Annotated in this window: 30 protein-coding genes; all 30 read right to left on the bottom strand. The window is 40.1% G+C overall.

The window, feature by feature from the left end:
- Positions 1-324: 324 nt before the first annotated feature.
- Positions 325-687 (bottom strand): 50S ribosomal protein L17, encoded by a 363-nt coding sequence (gene rplQ / locus KH400_RS18440; protein ID WP_217227197.1) that lies wholly within the window; start codon positions 685-687, stop codon positions 325-327.
- Positions 688-757: 70 nt separating this feature from the next.
- Entirely contained in the window at positions 758-1,702 is a 945-nt protein-coding gene (locus tag KH400_RS18445; protein WP_217227200.1) for a DNA-directed RNA polymerase subunit alpha, read from the bottom strand.
- A gap of 191 nt (positions 1,703-1,893) precedes the next feature.
- Positions 1,894-2,286 (bottom strand): 30S ribosomal protein S11, encoded by a 393-nt coding sequence (gene rpsK / locus KH400_RS18450; protein WP_217227203.1) that lies wholly within the window; start codon positions 2,284-2,286, stop codon positions 1,894-1,896.
- 19 nt (positions 2,287-2,305) lie between these two features.
- A complete protein-coding gene (gene rpsM, locus KH400_RS18455) occupies positions 2,306-2,671 on the bottom strand; it encodes a 30S ribosomal protein S13 (RefSeq protein ID WP_217227206.1) in 366 nt (121 codons plus the stop codon).
- Positions 2,672-2,693: 22 nt separating this feature from the next.
- On the bottom strand, positions 2,694-2,807 hold the full coding sequence (rpmJ, locus tag KH400_RS18460; protein ID WP_003322638.1) for a 50S ribosomal protein L36: 114 nt from the start codon (positions 2,805-2,807) through the stop codon (positions 2,694-2,696).
- Positions 2,808-2,904: 97 nt separating this feature from the next.
- Positions 2,905-3,123 carry a translation initiation factor IF-1 gene (gene infA, locus KH400_RS18465; protein WP_010896341.1) on the bottom strand — a complete coding sequence of 73 codons (219 nt, stop codon included), beginning with the start codon at positions 3,121-3,123 and terminating at the stop codon, positions 2,905-2,907.
- 4 nt (positions 3,124-3,127) lie between these two features.
- Positions 3,128-3,436, bottom strand: coding sequence for a KOW domain-containing RNA-binding protein (locus KH400_RS18470; protein ID WP_217227208.1), 309 nt, complete (start codon positions 3,434-3,436; stop codon positions 3,128-3,130).
- Positions 3,437-3,453: 17 nt separating this feature from the next.
- Positions 3,454-4,200 (bottom strand): type I methionyl aminopeptidase, encoded by a 747-nt coding sequence (map, locus tag KH400_RS18475; RefSeq protein WP_217227211.1) that lies wholly within the window; start codon positions 4,198-4,200, stop codon positions 3,454-3,456.
- The gene (locus KH400_RS18480; RefSeq protein WP_217227213.1) at positions 4,197-4,850 is read right to left on the bottom strand and encodes an adenylate kinase; all 654 of its coding nucleotides are present in this window, start codon (positions 4,848-4,850) and stop codon (positions 4,197-4,199) included. The genes map and KH400_RS18480 overlap by 4 nt, the downstream gene beginning before the upstream one ends.
- 71 nt (positions 4,851-4,921) lie before the next feature.
- A complete protein-coding gene (gene secY / locus KH400_RS18485) occupies positions 4,922-6,214 on the bottom strand; it encodes a preprotein translocase subunit SecY (RefSeq protein WP_217227215.1) in 1,293 nt (430 codons plus the stop codon).
- On the bottom strand, positions 6,214-6,654 hold the full coding sequence (gene rplO / locus KH400_RS18490) for a 50S ribosomal protein L15 (protein ID WP_217227217.1): 441 nt from the start codon (positions 6,652-6,654) through the stop codon (positions 6,214-6,216). Before rplO ends, secY begins: the two co-directional genes overlap by 1 nt.
- Before the next feature lie 32 nt (positions 6,655-6,686).
- A complete protein-coding gene (rpmD, locus tag KH400_RS18495; RefSeq protein ID WP_217227219.1) occupies positions 6,687-6,875 on the bottom strand; it encodes a 50S ribosomal protein L30 in 189 nt (62 codons plus the stop codon).
- Between the two features lie 12 nt (positions 6,876-6,887).
- Positions 6,888-7,385, bottom strand: coding sequence for a 30S ribosomal protein S5 (gene rpsE, locus KH400_RS18500; RefSeq protein WP_217227221.1), 498 nt, complete (start codon positions 7,383-7,385; stop codon positions 6,888-6,890).
- 20 nt (positions 7,386-7,405) lie between these two features.
- Entirely contained in the window at positions 7,406-7,768 is a 363-nt protein-coding gene (gene rplR / locus KH400_RS18505; RefSeq protein ID WP_217227223.1) for a 50S ribosomal protein L18, read from the bottom strand.
- A gap of 27 nt (positions 7,769-7,795) precedes the next feature.
- Positions 7,796-8,332 (bottom strand): 50S ribosomal protein L6, encoded by a 537-nt coding sequence (gene rplF, locus KH400_RS18510; RefSeq protein WP_217227226.1) that lies wholly within the window; start codon positions 8,330-8,332, stop codon positions 7,796-7,798.
- 31 nt (positions 8,333-8,363) lie between these two features.
- Positions 8,364-8,762, bottom strand: coding sequence for a 30S ribosomal protein S8 (gene rpsH / locus KH400_RS18515; protein WP_217227229.1), 399 nt, complete (start codon positions 8,760-8,762; stop codon positions 8,364-8,366).
- A gap of 29 nt (positions 8,763-8,791) precedes the next feature.
- Entirely contained in the window at positions 8,792-8,977 is a 186-nt protein-coding gene (rpsN, locus tag KH400_RS18520) for a 30S ribosomal protein S14 (RefSeq protein ID WP_217227231.1), read from the bottom strand.
- Between the two features lie 30 nt (positions 8,978-9,007).
- Entirely contained in the window at positions 9,008-9,547 is a 540-nt protein-coding gene (rplE, locus tag KH400_RS18525) for a 50S ribosomal protein L5 (RefSeq protein ID WP_217227233.1), read from the bottom strand.
- 26 nt (positions 9,548-9,573) lie between these two features.
- The gene (gene rplX, locus KH400_RS18530) at positions 9,574-9,885 is read right to left on the bottom strand and encodes a 50S ribosomal protein L24 (RefSeq protein WP_217227318.1); all 312 of its coding nucleotides are present in this window, start codon (positions 9,883-9,885) and stop codon (positions 9,574-9,576) included.
- Between the two features lie 61 nt (positions 9,886-9,946).
- Positions 9,947-10,315, bottom strand: a complete 369-nt coding sequence (gene rplN, locus KH400_RS18535) for a 50S ribosomal protein L14 (RefSeq protein WP_217227235.1) — start codon at positions 10,313-10,315, stop codon at positions 9,947-9,949.
- A 38-nt stretch (positions 10,316-10,353) separates the two neighbouring features.
- Positions 10,354-10,617, bottom strand: coding sequence for a 30S ribosomal protein S17 (gene rpsQ, locus KH400_RS18540; protein ID WP_217227237.1), 264 nt, complete (start codon positions 10,615-10,617; stop codon positions 10,354-10,356).
- A 20-nt stretch (positions 10,618-10,637) separates the two neighbouring features.
- A complete protein-coding gene (gene rpmC, locus KH400_RS18545) occupies positions 10,638-10,841 on the bottom strand; it encodes a 50S ribosomal protein L29 (protein WP_217227239.1) in 204 nt (67 codons plus the stop codon).
- A complete protein-coding gene (rplP, locus tag KH400_RS18550) occupies positions 10,831-11,265 on the bottom strand; it encodes a 50S ribosomal protein L16 (RefSeq protein ID WP_217227241.1) in 435 nt (144 codons plus the stop codon). The genes rpmC and rplP overlap by 11 nt, the downstream gene beginning before the upstream one ends.
- Positions 11,266-11,267: 2 nt before the next feature.
- Entirely contained in the window at positions 11,268-11,927 is a 660-nt protein-coding gene (gene rpsC, locus KH400_RS18555) for a 30S ribosomal protein S3 (protein WP_217227243.1), read from the bottom strand.
- A gap of 3 nt (positions 11,928-11,930) precedes the next feature.
- Positions 11,931-12,272, bottom strand: a complete 342-nt coding sequence (gene rplV, locus KH400_RS18560; protein WP_217227245.1) for a 50S ribosomal protein L22 — start codon at positions 12,270-12,272, stop codon at positions 11,931-11,933.
- A gap of 20 nt (positions 12,273-12,292) precedes the next feature.
- A complete protein-coding gene (gene rpsS / locus KH400_RS18565; protein ID WP_217227247.1) occupies positions 12,293-12,571 on the bottom strand; it encodes a 30S ribosomal protein S19 in 279 nt (92 codons plus the stop codon).
- Positions 12,572-12,628: 57 nt separating this feature from the next.
- On the bottom strand, positions 12,629-13,459 hold the full coding sequence (rplB, locus tag KH400_RS18570; RefSeq protein WP_217227249.1) for a 50S ribosomal protein L2: 831 nt from the start codon (positions 13,457-13,459) through the stop codon (positions 12,629-12,631).
- Between the two features lie 28 nt (positions 13,460-13,487).
- Positions 13,488-13,778 (bottom strand): 50S ribosomal protein L23, encoded by a 291-nt coding sequence (gene rplW / locus KH400_RS18575; RefSeq protein ID WP_217227251.1) that lies wholly within the window; start codon positions 13,776-13,778, stop codon positions 13,488-13,490.
- On the bottom strand, positions 13,778-14,401 hold the full coding sequence (rplD, locus tag KH400_RS18580) for a 50S ribosomal protein L4 (protein ID WP_217227253.1): 624 nt from the start codon (positions 14,399-14,401) through the stop codon (positions 13,778-13,780). The genes rplW and rplD overlap by 1 nt, the downstream gene beginning before the upstream one ends.
- Before the next feature lie 25 nt (positions 14,402-14,426).
- Positions 14,427-15,056 (bottom strand): 50S ribosomal protein L3, encoded by a 630-nt coding sequence (rplC, locus tag KH400_RS18585; protein ID WP_217227255.1) that lies wholly within the window; start codon positions 15,054-15,056, stop codon positions 14,427-14,429.
- Positions 15,057-15,135 lie beyond the last annotated feature (79 nt).

Consider the following 15,135-nt stretch of genomic DNA (forward strand, 5'->3'; position numbering starts at 1 on the left):
CTCAAAAGTAACGTTTTCCTCTCATTTAATACGGATCTAAACCTAATACAAATTGGTGCAAATATGTCAACTCCACTAGCTCTCCTTTTAGGTCTTCCGCACCCCTTTTACACATAAAAAAAGGGCTTAGATTCAGTATCTGTCCTCAGATCCTAACCTTGCCCTTTAATAAGTACAAAAGTGTTTAAAAAAGGGCTAAAGACACTTACAATCAGGCGCTGACTCAAAGGATAACCGACTGCTTTTGAAAAGCACTCATAGTCGAACACGCAAAGATGTATAGTGAATTTTAGCACCTTTTTAAACAACCTCTATCAATCGTTGTTATACTAGCTCAATAATAGCCATGTTTGCACCGTCACCACGACGAGGACCTACTTTAAGAATACGTGTATATCCTCCCTGACGATCTTCATAACGAGGTGCAATATCAGAGAATAACTTTTGAATTGCATCTTGACCTGCATCTTCATCAGCTACTTCACGACGGATAAATGCTGCAGCTTGGCGTCTTGCATGAAGATCTCCGCGCTTCCCAAGTGTAATCATCTTTTCAACAATTGAGCGTAATTCTTTTGCTTTTGCTTCCGTTGTTTCAATTCTTTCATTGATAATTAAATCAGTAGCTAAGTCACGAAATAATGCTTTACGAGCTGCACTATCACGTCCTAATTTTGCGTATGACATTAGAGTTTCCCTCCTTTTTTCGGAATAGTATAGATCATACCTCAATCAAACACATGAAATTGAAGAATATCTATTCTTCTTTTCTTAATCCTAAACCAAGTTCTCCAAGTTTTTCTTGGACTTCTTCTAATGACTTGCGCCCTAGGTTTCTAACCTTCATCATGTCTTCTTCTGACTTATGCGTAAGCTCTTGAACTGTATTAATTCCAGCACGCTTTAAGCAGTTGTAAGAACGAACAGAAAGATCAAGTTCCTCAATTGTCATTTCAAGAACTTTTTCTTTTTGATCTTCTTCTTTTTCAACCATGATTTCAGCATTCTGTGCTTGATCAGTTAGACCTACAAAGATGTTTAAGTGTTCAGTTAAAATTTTTGCACCAAGAGAAACAGCTTCTTCCGGACGTATACTTCCGTCAGTCCATACATCAAGGGTAAGTTTATCATAGTTTGTTATTTGACCTACACGTGTATTTTCAACTTGATAGTTCACACGTGAAACGGGTGTATAAATCGAATCAACTGGAAGAACCCCAATCGGTTGGTCTTCATCTTTGTTTCCATCTGCAGGAACATATCCACGGCCACGTTTAGCTGTTAAGCGCATGCGAAGGTGAGCTCCTCGTCCTAAAGTAGCAATATGAAGATCAGGGTTTAAGACATCAACATCACTATCATGTGTAATGTCATTAGCTGTAACAATCCCTTCGCCTTGCACATCAATTTCTAATGTTTTTACATCATCAGAATAAATTTTCAGTGCTAATTGCTTTAAATTAAGAATAATTGTCGTTACATCTTCTACAACACCTTCAATGGTAGAGAACTCATGTAAAACCCCATCGATTTGTACATTCGTTACTGCAGAACCAGGAAGTGATGATAAGAGGATACGACGTAAGGAGTTTCCTAAAGTTGTTCCATACCCACGTTCAAGCGGCTCAACAACAAATTTCCCATAATTAGCATCTTCGCTTATCTCAACCGTTTCAATATTTGGCTTTTCTATTTCAATCATTAAACAAACCCTCCTTCAAAACGTCGAACTCCGGTAGACTGTCAGGATAGCCTAACCGGAATTCCCCATTAGGCAGTTCCCAACCGTATACAACCTAATTAGTCAATAATCGTAAGAACCGTTCAAACAGGGAAATCTCGTCTTACCCATTATTGACACTTTAAGGAAATCTATACAAGAAGTATGAAAAATTATACTCTACGACGTTTTGGTGGACGGCAGCCATTATGAGGAACAGGCGTAACATCACGAATCATGCTTACTTCAAGCCCAACAGCTTGTAGTGAACGGATTGCTGCTTCACGACCAGCGCCAGGACCTTTAACTGACACTTCAATATTTTTCATTCCTTGTTCCATTGCTGCTTTACCAGCTGTTTCTGCAGCCATTTGTGCAGCAAACGGCGTTGATTTACGAGAACCTTTAAAACCTAGGCCACCCGCACTTGCCCAAGAAATTGCATTCCCTTGTACATCAGTAATTGTAACAATCGTGTTGTTGAATGTAGAACGGATATGAGCGATCCCTGACTCAACATTCTTTTTCTGACGACGTTTTGGACGTGTGTTTGTTTTTTTAGCCATTCGATTTTACCTCCTTTACTTATTTTTTCTTGTTAGCTACAGTACGACGTGGACCTTTACGCGTACGTGCATTGTTTTTAGAATTTTGTCCACGAACCGGTAAGCCACGACGGTGACGAATACCACGATAAGAACCGATTTCGATTAGACGCTTAATGTTAAGTGAAACTTCACGACGAAGGTCACCTTCTACTTTATACGTGTCAAGTACTCCACGGATTTTACCTAGTTCTTCTTCAGTAAGATCGCGTACACGTGTGTCTTCAGATACACCCGCTTCTGCAAGTACTTTTTGAGCCGTTGTTTTACCAACACCGAAAATATATGTTAATGAGATAACTACTCGTTTATCACGAGGGATATCTACACCAGATATACGTGCCATTTAGTGCACACCTCCTTAATTTTTATCCTTGTTTTTGTTTGTGTTTAGGGTTTTCACAAATCACCATAACCGTACCTTTACGGCGGATAACTTTACACTTTTCACAAATAGGTTTGACTGATGGTCTTACCTTCATGTTCTTTTACCTCCTTATACTATGGAGCGCCGTCATTAATATTTAATGGTGGTTAGCCGATAAGATTAACGATTCATTAACCTCACATAATTTATAATTACTTATAACGATAAGTGATTCGACCACGTGTTAAATCATACGGAGAAAGTTCAACTGTTACTTTATCACCCGGTAGAATACGGATAAAGTGCATACGAATCTTTCCAGATACATGTGCTAAAATCTTATGACCGTTTTCGAGTTCTACACGAAACATCGCATTTGGAAGTGGTTCAATAACAGTTCCTTCTACTTCAATAACATCTTCTTTGGCCATGAATTTACTCTCCTTCCTTCAGTAAACCGTTTTGTTGATTTAAATATTTTGTCAGTGCATAACGCAACTTACCATTGGTAACTCGCCCGGTTTCCTCAATGCTATTCTTTACTTCTGGTGAAACATGATCAGTAAGCTCTAGATGGCTAAGATTTTTTCGCTTAGCGCGATCAACTTTGCGTTTATCACCATCTGCAATTTGAACAAAACGTCCATCGCTAATAGAGATAACCACACTATAATCACCTGCATCTCGACCTTTTAAAACTTTGACAACCTGACCGACTTCAGGACTCGATTCAGGATCCTTCATGTAAACATCACCTTCAATTAGGCTTTTGTTAAAATTTCATAACCAGATTCAGTAATAGCAATTGTGTGTTCAAAGTGTGCACAATTTTTACTATCAGTCGTTACTACTGTCCAGTTATCAGCTAGTGTACGCACATGACGACTACCAGCATTAACCATAGGTTCAACCGCTAAAACCATCCCAGGTTTTAAGCGCGGCCCCTTACCTGGAGGACCAAAGTGAGGAATTTGTGGATCCTCGTGCAGTTCTTGACCAACACCATGACCAACATATTCTCGAACAATCGAAAAACCATATGGTTCGACAAAGCTTTGAATCGCATGAGAGATATTTGATAATCTTTCACCCGGCTTTGCTTCTTCTAACCCTTTATACAATGATTGTTCGGTAATGTCCATTAACTTTTGGTCTTCTTCAGATATATCACCAACTGCATACGTCCATGCAGAATCTCCGTGATACCCTTTATAGTACGCACCGACATCTAGGCTAATAATGTCGCCTTCTTTGAGAACTTTTTCACCAGGGATTCCGTGTACCAATTCTTCGTTTACTGAAGCGCAAATACTGCCAGGAAATCCACCATAGCCTTTAAAAGATGGACTCGCATCATGTGAGCGAATCACTTTCTCTGCAATGGCATCTAATTCTTTCGTAGTGATACCAGGCTGAATATGTTTCTTTAACTCCTGATGTGTAAGAGCAACAATTTTCCCTGCTTCTCGCATGATGTCTAATTCCCGATTTGTCTTACTAATAATCATGCATGTAATCCTTTCAGAAGTTCATCAATATCTTCGAATACTTTATCGATGTCTTGATCTCCCTCGATGTTACGAAGATAACCTTTATCTGAATAGAAGTCAATTAACGGTTGTGCTTGCTGCACATTAACCTCTAATCGTTTCTTAACAGTTTCTGGTTTATCATCATCACGTTGAATCAATTCACTTCCGTCAACATCACATTTACCTTCAACTTTTGGCGGGTTAAAGATTACATGATACGTTCTACCTGATGTAGGCGAAACGCGACGGCCAGTTAAACGTTCCATTAAGATTTCTTCTGGAACATCTACATTGATCACATAGTCAAGCTTGCGATTTAAAGAAGACATGATTTCTTCAAGTGCTTCAGCTTGGGCCACTGTACGTGGAAAACCATCTAACAGAAAGCCTTTTTCACAATCGCTCTTTTGCAAACGATCACGAACAATCCCAATCGTTACTTCATCAGGAACTAACTCACCAGCATCCATATAAGACTTTGCCTTCAAACCAAGTTCTGTTTCCTCTTTAATAGCCGCACGAAACATGTCACCGGTTGATATATGTGGAATACTATATTTCTCAACAATTCTTTCAGCCTGTGTACCTTTACCAGCACCAGGAAGACCCATTAAAATTAAGTTCATTCTATCCCCTCCATCGCTCCGATTTAACAACTTAAGGTCATGGAAGGTAAGAACACCTCCCATATTCCTTATCACTTAATAAAGCCTTTATAATGACGTTTAATCAACTGACTCTCAATTTGTTTCATTGTGTCTAATGCTACACCAACGACAATCAATAATCCAGTACCACCAATTTGTACAGCTGGTGGAAGATCCATAATTCTTGTAAAGAATACTGGAATAATCGAAACAACAGCTAAGAAAAGAGCTCCAACAAGTGTTAAACGATATAAAATGCGCGTTAAGTAGACTTGAGTTGTTTTACCGGGACGAATACCAGGGATATATCCACCTTGCTTCTTAAGATTTTCAGCCATCTGCTCTGGATTAACTTGGATAAACGTATAGAAATAAGTGAATCCAATAATTAATGCAGCGTATATGACCATTCCCAGTGGTTCAGTATAATCAAATACTCTCGTAACCCAACTTGTGACTGCATTATCTTCACCGAAGAATCCTGCAATCGTTGGTGGGAAAATAAATAGTGACAAAGCAAAAATAACTGGAATTACCCCCGCAGCATTAACCTTCAAAGGTAAATGCGTCGATTGTCCACCGACGGGATTTCTACCAACTAGGCGCTTCGCGTATTGAACTGGAACCTTACGAAGTGCTTGCTGCACGTAAATTACACCAACAATAATCGCTAGTACTGCAAGTACTAATAGTAAAACCGTTACAATACTTAAAAATAGCTGTTCGCCGGCATCTTCAATTTGGGTAGCATATATCTGGTTTACTCCATTCGGAATACCTGCAGCTATCCCAGCAAAGATCAAAATAGAAATTCCATTCCCTACGCCTTTTGCTGTAATTTGTTCACCGAGCCACATTAAGAAGGCTGTTCCAGTCGTTAGGATTAAAGCGATGAACAAATACATTGATACACTAGGGTTTGGAATTAATCCTGGAAATAACGTGTTAAAACCAATTGACATCCCAAGTGCCTGAAGAAAACCTAAAACGATCGTTCCATATCGGGTAAACTGAGCTAGCTTTCGCCGCCCTGCTTCTCCTTGTTTCGCCCATTCAGCAAATTTCGGTACGACATCCATTTGTAAGAGCTGTACAATGATTGATGCTGTAATGTAAGGCATGATACCCATAGCAAAAATCGAGTAGTTACCTAATGCTCCACCACCAAATGTATTTAAAAAACCGAATGCATTTGCTTGGTCATGGAAGTCTAGGACTTCTCGATTTGAACCGGGAACTGGTATGAAGCTCCCAATTCTAAATACAATGAGCATAAGCAGGGTGAATATGACTTTACGTCGTAAATCACCCACGCGCATAATATTGGAGATCGTTCGGAACATTAAATCACCTCAGTTTTTCCACCGGCAGCCTCAATAGCTTCTACTGCAGAAGCTGAGAATTTGTTAGCTTTTACAGTAAGGCTCTTCTCAAGCTTACCGTTACCGAGGATCTTAATTCCATCCTTTGCACTGCTTACAATACCTGTTTCAAGAAGTAGTTCTGGTGTAACTTCCGTGTTTGCATCGAAGCTATTTAACTTTTCAACATTCACAATCGCAAATTCCTTACGTGTAGGGTTTGTAAATCCACGTTTCGGTAAACGACGGTAGATCGGATTTTGTCCACCCTCAAATCCCGGACGTACTCCTCCACCTGAACGAGCTTTTTGCCCTTTATGACCACGTCCAGAAGTTTTGCCGTTACCTGATGCAGGACCACGCCCCACTCGATTGCGCTCTTTACGAGAACCTTCTGCAGGCTTCAACTCATGAAGTTTCATTTTGGCACCTCCTTATTGTATAGATTTATATCTTAAGCTTCCGTTTCTTTGACAGTTAATAAGTGTCCAACCTTATTAATCATTCCACGAATCGCAGCATTGTCTTCTTGAACAACAGTCTGATTAACTTTACGTAATCCTAAAGTATTAACAGTTGTACGTTGATCTTCAGGACGACCAATCAAACTACGAGTGAGGGTAATTTCTAATTTCTTAGCCATTTAATTTCCCTCCTATCCTAACAATTCTTCTACGGTTTTACCGCGTAGTTTTGCTACATCTTCTGCCTTCTTTAGTTCAGTTAAGCCTTGGATTGTAGCACGAACCATGTTAATTGGATTATTTGAACCTAATGATTTAGATAAGATATCACCAACACCTGCAAGCTCTAATACCGCACGCACAGGACCACCGGCGATAACCCCAGTACCTTCAGCAGCAGGTTTTAATAGTACATTTCCTGCACCGAAGCGTCCAACGATTTCATGTGGAATTGTTGTCCCTACAACAGGAACTTCAATCATATTTTTCTTTGCATCTTCAACGGCCTTACGAATAGCTTCTGGTACTTCTAATGCTTTACCCATACCAAAACCTACATGACCATTTTTATCTCCAACGACAACCAATGCAGCAAAACGGAATCTACGTCCACCTTTAACAACTTTCGCTACACGATTGACAGCAACAACTCTTTCTTCAAGTTCCAAAGTATTTGGGTCAAAACGCATGAATTATCCCTCCTTTGTTTTTAAAATTGCAAGCCAGCTTCTCGAGCTGCTTCTGCAAGAGCTTCAATTCTTCCGTGATATAAATATCCACCACGATCAAAAACGACAGCTTCATGTCCATTTTCTACCGCACGTTTAGCAATAAGTTCACCGACTTTTTGAGCCGCCTCTACATTTCCGCCGTTCTCAAGATTAAGTTCTTTATCTAAACTTGACGCTGATGCAACAGTTACACCTTTTACATCATCAATTAATTGAGCGTAAATATGTTTAGAAGAACGGAATACATTTAAACGAGGACGTTCAGCAGTACCTTGGATCTTACGACGAACATGAGCTTGTCTTTTCTTACGTGCCGCATTTTTGTTTGGCTTCGTAATCATTGAACGTCATTCCTTTCCGTTAACATTTTACTTACCAGTCTTACCTTCCTTACGGCGTACATACTCGCCTTCATAACGGATACCTTTTCCTTTGTAAGGTTCAGGTAAACGTACTGAACGGATGTTTGAAGCTAATGCTCCAACTCGTTCTTTATCGATTCCTTTAACAACAACTTTCGTGTTAGATGGAACCTCAATTTCAACGCCTTCTTCAGGAGTGATTTCAACAGGATGTGAGTAGCCAACATTTAATGTTAGTTTGTTACCAGACTTCGTCGCACGATAACCAACACCAATTAGTTCTAGAGCTTTTTCATACCCTTTTGTAACACCCTCAATCATATTATTGATGATACTACGTGTAGTACCATGAAGTGCACGGTGATCTTTGTGATCAGAAGGACGTTCTACAGTGATCACGTCATCTCCGATATTTACTTTGATATCTGCATGAATCGTACGAGCTAATTCTCCTTTAGGACCTTTAACTGTAATCGTACCATTATCCATAGTTACTGAAACTCCACTTGGAATTTCGATTGGTTTTAAACCTACGCGAGACATTCAATCCACCTCCATTCCTTAACAGTTAATCTTACCAAACGTACGCAAGTACTTCGCCGCCCATTTGTTGTTGACGAGCTTCCTTATCAGTCATTACACCTTTAGAAGTCGATACTAATGCAATACCTAAGCCGCCAAGTACACGTGGTACTTCTGTAGCTTTTGCATAAACGCGAAGACCTGGTTTACTAATACGTTTTAAACCTGTAATTACACGCTCGTTACTTGGGCCGTACTTTAAGAAAATACGGATAATCCCTTGTTTGTTATCTTCAATATATTCAACGTCACGGATGAAACCTTCACGTTTAAGAATTTCAGCTACTTCTTTTTTAATGTTTGAAGCAGGGATTTCTAACTTCTCGTGACGTACTGTGTTCGCATTTCTAATGCGAGTCAACATATCTGCAATTGGATCTGTCATGACCATCAGTTTTTACCTCCTTCCCGTGCTTAGGCTTACCAACTAGCTTTTTTGACGCCTGGGATTTGACCTTTATATGCAAGTTCTCTAAAACAGATTCTGCATAGCTTAAATTTACGAATGACTGAATGAGGACGTCCACAACGTTCGCAACGTGTATATTCTTGTACCTTGAACTTTTGTCGACGCTTTTGCTTAGCAATCATTGATTTCTTTGCCAAAGTTTTCCCTCCTCTTCGGCTACTCGCCGATTATTTTTGGAATGGCATTCCCATTTGTACTAATAATTCGCTTGCTTCTTCATCCGAATCAGCAGTCGTAACAATTACAATATCCATTCCGCGTACTTTATCAACTTTATCATAATCAATCTCTGGGAAGATTAATTGTTCTTTAACACCTAATGTGTAGTTTCCGCGGCCGTCAAATGCCTTCTTAGAAACCCCACGGAAGTCACGTACACGTGGTAAAGAGACAGAGATTAGTTTGTCTAAAAAGTCATACATACGTTCACCGCGAAGTGTTACTTTTGCACCAATTGGCATACCTTCACGAAGTTTGAAACCAGCAATTGATTTCTTCGCCTTTGTGATTAATGGCTTTTGACCAGAAATTAAAGTTAATTCCTCTACTGCTTTATCTAATGCTTTAGCGTTAGTAACCGCATCACCAACACCCATGTTAACGACGATTTTTTCGATTTTCGGAACCGCCATTACAGATGAATAATTAAATTTTTCCGTTAGAGAAGGGACGATCTCATTTTGATACTTCTCTTTTAATCGATTCATACGATTGACCTCCTTTCAACACCTGGTTACTTATCTAAAATTTCACCAGACTTTTTCGCAACACGTACTTTTTTGCCGTTCTCTTCTTTATAACCAACACGAGTTGGTTCTCCTGTTTTAGGATCTACAGGCATTACATTAGAAGCGTGAATCGCTGCTTCTTGATTCAGGATTCCTCCTTGAGGGTTATCTTGTGAAGGTTTCGCATGTTTTTTAACAATGTTTACTCCTTCAACAAGAACACGTCCTTTTTTAGGGAAAGCTTCTAAAATAACACCTTGTTTTCCTTTATCTTTACCAGAGATAACTTTAACCGTATCTCCTTTTTTTACATGCAATTTAGGCGTGGACATTATCGCACCTCCTTACAAGGCTTGTGATTTTCATTTATGAAACTAATTAAAGTACTTCAGGAGCTAATGAAACAATCTTCATAAATTGATTTTCACGAAGTTCACGAGCTACTGGTCCGAAAATACGAGTTCCACGTGGACTCTTGTCATCACGTACGATTACTGCTGCGTTCTCATCAAATTTAATGTAAGAACCATCTGTACGACGAGCACCACTCTTAGAACGAACAATTACCGCTCTAACAACGTCACCCTTCTTAACAACGCCACCTGGTGTTGCTTGTTTTACTGCACAAACGATAACATCACCAATGTTTGCAGTTTTACGACCAGAACCACCTAGCACTTTAATACATTGTACTTCACGAGCACCAGAGTTATCAGCCACTTTTAAACGACTCTCTTGTTGGATCATTCGAGCTTACCTCCCTTCAAATCAAACGCTCATTATCATTAGATGATAACAGACTCTTCTACGATCTCCACTAGACGGAAACGCTTGTCTTTTGATAACGGACGAGTTTCCATGATTTTTACAACATCGCCGATTTTAGCGCTATTGTTCTCGTCATGCGCCTTAAGCTTTTTTGAGTATTTTACTCGCTTACCGTAAAGTCTATCCTTTTTGTAAGTTTCAACAAGAACAGTAATTGTTTTGTCCATCTTATCTGAAACAACACGTCCGTTATAGACTTTACGATTATTACGTTCAGCCATTGTGCAAACCTCCTCTCATTTTAGCCGTTATTAATCCCAAGCTCTCTTTCACGCAACACGGTTTTTGCACGTGCAATTGCTTTACGAACTTCACGAATACGACCTGGGTTGTCTAATTGTCCAGTCGCTAATTGGAAACGAAGGTTAAACAACTCTTCTTTTAGTGACTTTGACTTTTGTTCAATTTCAGCAGTGGTTAAGTTACGAATATCATTAGCTTTCATTTGCGTCACCACCCACTTCTTCTCGTTTTACGAACTTACATTTAACAGGTAACTTATGAGAAGCTAAGCGCAATGCTTCACGAGCAACTTCCTCAGAAACACCTGATATTTCAAACATAATTTTACCTGGCTTAACAACAGCAACCCATCCTTCAGGAGCACCTTTACCTGAACCCATTCGTACCTCAAGAGGTTTTGCAGTATAAGGTTTAGACGGGAAAATTTTAATCCAAACTTTACCACCACGTTTCATGTAACGAGTCATAGCAATACGAGCCGCTTCAATTTGGCGGTTAGTGATCCAAGAAGCTTCTACTGCTTGTAATCCGTATTCTCCAAATGCAACCTCAGTACCGCCTTTAGCGCGTCCTCGCATTTTTCCGCGGTGTTCACGACGATATTTCACACGTTTTGGCATTAACATGATTATTTTCCTCCTTCCTCGTTGTTCGTTCCTTTCGTTGGAAGGACTTCCCCACGATAAATCCAAATCTTAATTCCTAATTTACCGTAAGTTGTATCAGCTTCAGCCGTACCGTAATCAATATCAGCACGTAGTGTATGAAGTGGTACAGTCCCTTCATTATACTCTTCAGAACGAGCGATATCTGCTCCACCTAAACGACCAGATACTTGTGTTTTGATCCCTTTTGCGCCTGCACGCATTGTACGTTGAATTGCTTGTTTCATTGCACGACGGAAAGAAATACGGTTTTCTAATTGACGAGCAATGTTTTCTGCAACAAGTTTTGCATCCATATCTGCTTGTTTGATTTCGAAGATATTGATGTGAACTCGTTTTCCTGTTAATTCATTTAATGCTTTACGTAAAGCTTCTACTTCTGAACCACCTTTACCAATAACCATACCTGGCTTAGCAGTTGAGACCGTAATGTTTACACGGTTTGCCGCACGTTCGATTTCAACTTTAGAAACAGAAGCATCTTTCAAACGCTTTTCGATATATTCACGAATCTTGATGTCTTCGTGTAGTAAATCAGCGTAATCTTTGTCTGCGTACCATTTAGACTCCCAGTCACGGATAACCCCGACACGAAGTCCTACCGGATTAACTTTTTGACCCACGTTTTATCCCTCCTTCTTTTCTGTTACAACTAATGTGATGTGACTAGTTCGTTTGTTAATTCTGCTCGCACGTCCCATAGCACGTGGACGGAATCTTTTTAACGTTACACCCTCATCAACAAAAGCTTCACTTACAACTAAATTGTTCGGTTCCATTTCGTAATTATGCTCTGCATTTGCAATCGCAGAATTCAACAGCTTTTCAACAACAGGAGAAGCTGCTTTTGGTGTGTGACGAAGAATTGCGATCGCTTCGCCTACTTGCTTGCCTCGAATTAAGTCTACCACTAAGCGAACTTTGCGAGGAGCAATACGCACTTGTTTAGCAACAGCTTTAGCTTGCATTGGTGAACCTCCTCTCTTCATTAACGTCTAGTTTTCTTATCGTCAGAAGCGTGACCTTTATATGTTCTAGATGGTGCAAATTCACCTAACTTGTGACCTACCATGTCCTCAGAAACATAAACTGGTACATGCTTACGACCATCATATACTGCAATAGTGTGTCCGATAAATTCTGGGAAAATTGTAGAACGGCGTGACCATGTTTTGATCACTTTTTTATCATTTTCCTCGTTCAATTTTTCAACCTTTTTCATCAAATGGTCATCGACAAAAGGTCCTTTTTTTAAGCTGCGACCCATGAATAAACCTCCCTTCGTGATTGGCCCACGGTTCCCTCGAACCGTAGAGCAATCCCGTTATTTTTTACGACGACGTACAATATACTTATCTGAATGCTTGTTCTTGCTACGAGTTTTGTAACCAAGAGTCGGTTTACCCCATGGTGACATTGGTGATTTACGTCCGATTGGAGCGCGTCCTTCACCACCACCGTGTGGGTGATCATTAGGGTTCATTGCAGAACCACGCACGTGAGGGCGTTGCCCTTTCCAACGAGAACGACCAGCTTTACCGATGTTCACTAGTTCGTGCTCAAGGTTTCCGACTTGACCTACAGTAGCACGGCAAGTTCCTAGGATGTAACGTGTTTCACCTGAACGTAAACGAACAAGTACATAGTCGCCTTCTTTACCTAGTAATTGTGCAGATGCTCCAGCAGAACGAACTAGCTGACCGCCGCGACCAGGCTTAAGTTCGATGTTATGAATAACAGTACCAACTGGCATATCTTTTAATTGTAGTGCATTTCCTACTTTGATATCTGCATCTGTACCCGAGTATACTTCAGTTCCTACAGTTAGTCCTTTAGGAGCTAAGATATATCTCTTCTCACCATCAGCGTAGTTGATTAGTGCGATGTTAGCTGAACGGTTTGGATCATACTCAATCGTAGCAACGCGTCCTGGAATACCATCTTTGTTTCGTTTGAAGTCGATCACACGATATTGACGCTTATGTCCACCACCACGGTGACGAATCGTCATTTTACCTTGGTTATTACGTCCGCCTTTTTTGTGTAAAGGAGACAATAACGACTTCTCCGGTTTGTCTGTTGTAATTTCACTATAATCTAAACCAGTCATACCACGACGTGCGGGGCTGGTTGGTTTATACTTCTTAATCGCCATTATCCATTTCCCTCCTTCTCTTTAAAAGTTACACACCTTCGAAGAATTCTAGTTCTTTGCTGTCAGGTGTTAGTGTTACAATGGCTTTTTTGCGACGAGGAGTATATCCTGAGTGACGTCCAAAACGCTTAAATTTGCCTTTATAATTCATTGTGTTTACATTAGCAACTTTAACCTCAAAGATTTCTTCGACAGCATCTTTAATTTGAGTTTTATTCGCTCGAACATCAACTTCAAATGTGTATTTCTTATCAGCCATTAGGTCAGTTGAGCGTTCTGTGATTACGGGGCGCTTAATTACATCACGAGCTGTTGTCATTACGAAAGCACCTCCTCTATCTTTTCAACTGCATCTTTTGTAATGACTAGTTTATCATGGTTTAAAACATCTAGTACATTAACAGCGTCAGCTGTAAGGATGGTAACTCCTGGGATGTTGCGCGCCGAAACAGCAACAGTGTTGTTGTAGTCACCTGTTACAACTAATGCTTTTTGATCTGCTGAAAGAGCAGTTAAAATAGAAACCATATCTTTTGTTTTAGGAGCGTCTAGTTGAAGTTCGTCTAAAACAACAATATCGTCCGCCTTAACTTTGCTCGATAGCGCAGATTTAATAGCTAATCGACGTACCTTTTTAGGTAATTTATAGCTATAGCTGCGTGGTGTTGGACCGAATACAGTACCACCACCTACCCATTGTGGTGAACGGATCGAACCTTGTCGAGCACGACCAGTTCCTTTTTGGCGCCAAGGCTTACGTCCTCCGCCACTTACTTCAGAACGACCTTTAGTATCATGTGTACCTTGACGTAATGAAGCTTGCTGCATTAACACAGCATCATGTAATACATTTTCGTTTGGTTCAATTCCAAAAATCGAATCATTCAATTCGATTTCGTCTACTTGTGAACCTGTTTGATTATAAAGTGTTACTTTAGGCATGATGGTTCCTCCTTTCTTCTAAACGTTACTTAGCTTTTACCGCACTTTGTACCGTCACATAACTCTTTTTAGCGCCAGGTACATTACCTTTTACTAATAGAAGATTACGTTCGGTATCCACTTTAACAATCTCAAGATTTTGAACTGTGATTTGTTCTCCACCCATACGACCAGGTAATGCTTTACCCTTAAATACACGTGCAGGGTCTGTAGGTCCCATTGAACCAGGTCCGCGATGGTAACGAGAACCGTGACTCATCGGTCCACGAGATTGGTTGTGTCGCTTAATTGAGCCTTGGAATCCCTTCCCTTTAGAAGTTCCTGTTACATCAACAGCGTCACCTTCGTTAAAAATATCAACTTTGACTTCTTGACCAACTTCATATTCGTTGAGTTCTACTCCACGAAATTCCTTAACGTAGCGCTTAGGAGTCGTGTTTGCTTTACTCGCATGGCCTTTTGCAGGTTTGTTAATTCCTGATTCTTTTTTATCATCAAATCCAATTTGGATCGATTCATACCCATCAGATTCAACTGATTTCTTTTGAAGAACGACATTCGGCGCTGCCTCAATAACAGTTACTGGTACTGCATCACCGTTTTCAGCAAACACTTGCGTCATGCCAATCTTTCTCCCTAAGATTCCTTTGGTCATAAGTCACACCTCCTGTTATATCTAATTGTTTTTGCCATTATTTAAATTGTATTACTCGATCATACTAACAGTAGGATCG

The organism is Desertibacillus haloalkaliphilus (assembly GCF_019039105.1).
In the GTDB taxonomy this organism is placed as follows: domain Bacteria; phylum Bacillota; class Bacilli; order Bacillales; family KJ1-10-99; genus Desertibacillus; species Desertibacillus haloalkaliphilus.

Excerpts from the sequence above, each read along its gene's own strand:
- rpsS (WP_217227247.1), bottom strand. The coding sequence starts at position 12,571 with ATGGGTCGCAGCTTAAAAAAAGGACCTTTTGTCGATGACCATTTGATG.
- rplO (WP_217227217.1), bottom strand. The coding sequence starts at position 6,654 with ATGAAACTTCATGAGTTGAAGCCTGCAGAAGGTTCTCGTAAAGAGCGC.
- rpmJ (WP_003322638.1), bottom strand. The coding sequence starts at position 2,807 with ATGAAGGTAAGACCATCAGTCAAACCTATTTGTGAAAAGTGTAAAGTT.
- rplD (WP_217227253.1), bottom strand. The coding sequence starts at position 14,401 with ATGCCTAAAGTAACACTTTATAATCAAACAGGTTCACAAGTAGACGAA.
- rplB (WP_217227249.1), bottom strand. The coding sequence starts at position 13,459 with ATGGCGATTAAGAAGTATAAACCAACCAGCCCCGCACGTCGTGGTATG.
- KH400_RS18470 (WP_217227208.1), bottom strand. The coding sequence starts at position 3,436 with ATGAAGGATCCTGAATCGAGTCCTGAAGTCGGTCAGGTTGTCAAAGTT.
- rplC (WP_217227255.1), bottom strand. The coding sequence starts at position 15,056 with ATGACCAAAGGAATCTTAGGGAGAAAGATTGGCATGACGCAAGTGTTT.
- KH400_RS18445 (WP_217227200.1), bottom strand. The coding sequence starts at position 1,702 with ATGATTGAAATAGAAAAGCCAAATATTGAAACGGTTGAGATAAGCGAA.
- infA (WP_010896341.1), bottom strand. The coding sequence starts at position 3,123 with ATGGCCAAAGAAGATGTTATTGAAGTAGAAGGAACTGTTATTGAACCA.
- rpmC (WP_217227239.1), bottom strand. The coding sequence starts at position 10,841 with ATGAAAGCTAATGATATTCGTAACTTAACCACTGCTGAAATTGAACAA.
- rplQ (WP_217227197.1), bottom strand. The coding sequence starts at position 687 with ATGTCATACGCAAAATTAGGACGTGATAGTGCAGCTCGTAAAGCATTA.
- rplF (WP_217227226.1), bottom strand. The coding sequence starts at position 8,332 with ATGTCTCGCGTAGGTTTAAAACCAATCGAAATTCCAAGTGGAGTTTCA.
- rpmD (WP_217227219.1), bottom strand. The coding sequence starts at position 6,875 with ATGGCTAAGAAATTAGAAATTACCCTCACTCGTAGTTTGATTGGTCGT.
- rplP (WP_217227241.1), bottom strand. The coding sequence starts at position 11,265 with ATGTTAATGCCAAAACGTGTGAAATATCGTCGTGAACACCGCGGAAAA.
- rpsQ (WP_217227237.1), bottom strand. The coding sequence starts at position 10,617 with ATGGCTGAACGTAATAATCGTAAAGTCTATAACGGACGTGTTGTTTCA.
- rplW (WP_217227251.1), bottom strand. The coding sequence starts at position 13,778 with ATGACAACAGCTCGTGATGTAATTAAGCGCCCCGTAATCACAGAACGC.
- rpsM (WP_217227206.1), bottom strand. The coding sequence starts at position 2,671 with ATGGCACGTATATCTGGTGTAGATATCCCTCGTGATAAACGAGTAGTT.
- rpsH (WP_217227229.1), bottom strand. The coding sequence starts at position 8,762 with ATGGTCATGACAGATCCAATTGCAGATATGTTGACTCGCATTAGAAAT.
- KH400_RS18480 (WP_217227213.1), bottom strand. The coding sequence starts at position 4,850 with ATGAACTTAATTTTAATGGGTCTTCCTGGTGCTGGTAAAGGTACACAG.
- rpsK (WP_217227203.1), bottom strand. The coding sequence starts at position 2,286 with ATGGCTAAAAAAACAAACACACGTCCAAAACGTCGTCAGAAAAAGAAT.
- rplR (WP_217227223.1), bottom strand. The coding sequence starts at position 7,768 with ATGATTACGAAGCCAAACAAAAATGCGGCACGTAAGAAAAGACAAGCT.
- rpsE (WP_217227221.1), bottom strand. The coding sequence starts at position 7,385 with ATGCGTTTTGACCCAAATACTTTGGAACTTGAAGAAAGAGTTGTTGCT.
- map (WP_217227211.1), bottom strand. The coding sequence starts at position 4,200 with ATGATTATTAGTAAGACAAATCGGGAATTAGACATCATGCGAGAAGCA.
- secY (WP_217227215.1), bottom strand. The coding sequence starts at position 6,214 with ATGTTCCGAACGATCTCCAATATTATGCGCGTGGGTGATTTACGACGT.
- rplN (WP_217227235.1), bottom strand. The coding sequence starts at position 10,315 with ATGATCCAACAAGAGAGTCGTTTAAAAGTGGCTGATAACTCTGGTGCT.
- rplE (WP_217227233.1), bottom strand. The coding sequence starts at position 9,547 with ATGAATCGATTAAAAGAGAAGTATCAAAATGAGATCGTCCCTTCTCTA.
- rplV (WP_217227245.1), bottom strand. The coding sequence starts at position 12,272 with ATGCAAGCTAAAGCTGTTGCTAAACAAGTGCGTATTGCTCCTCGCAAA.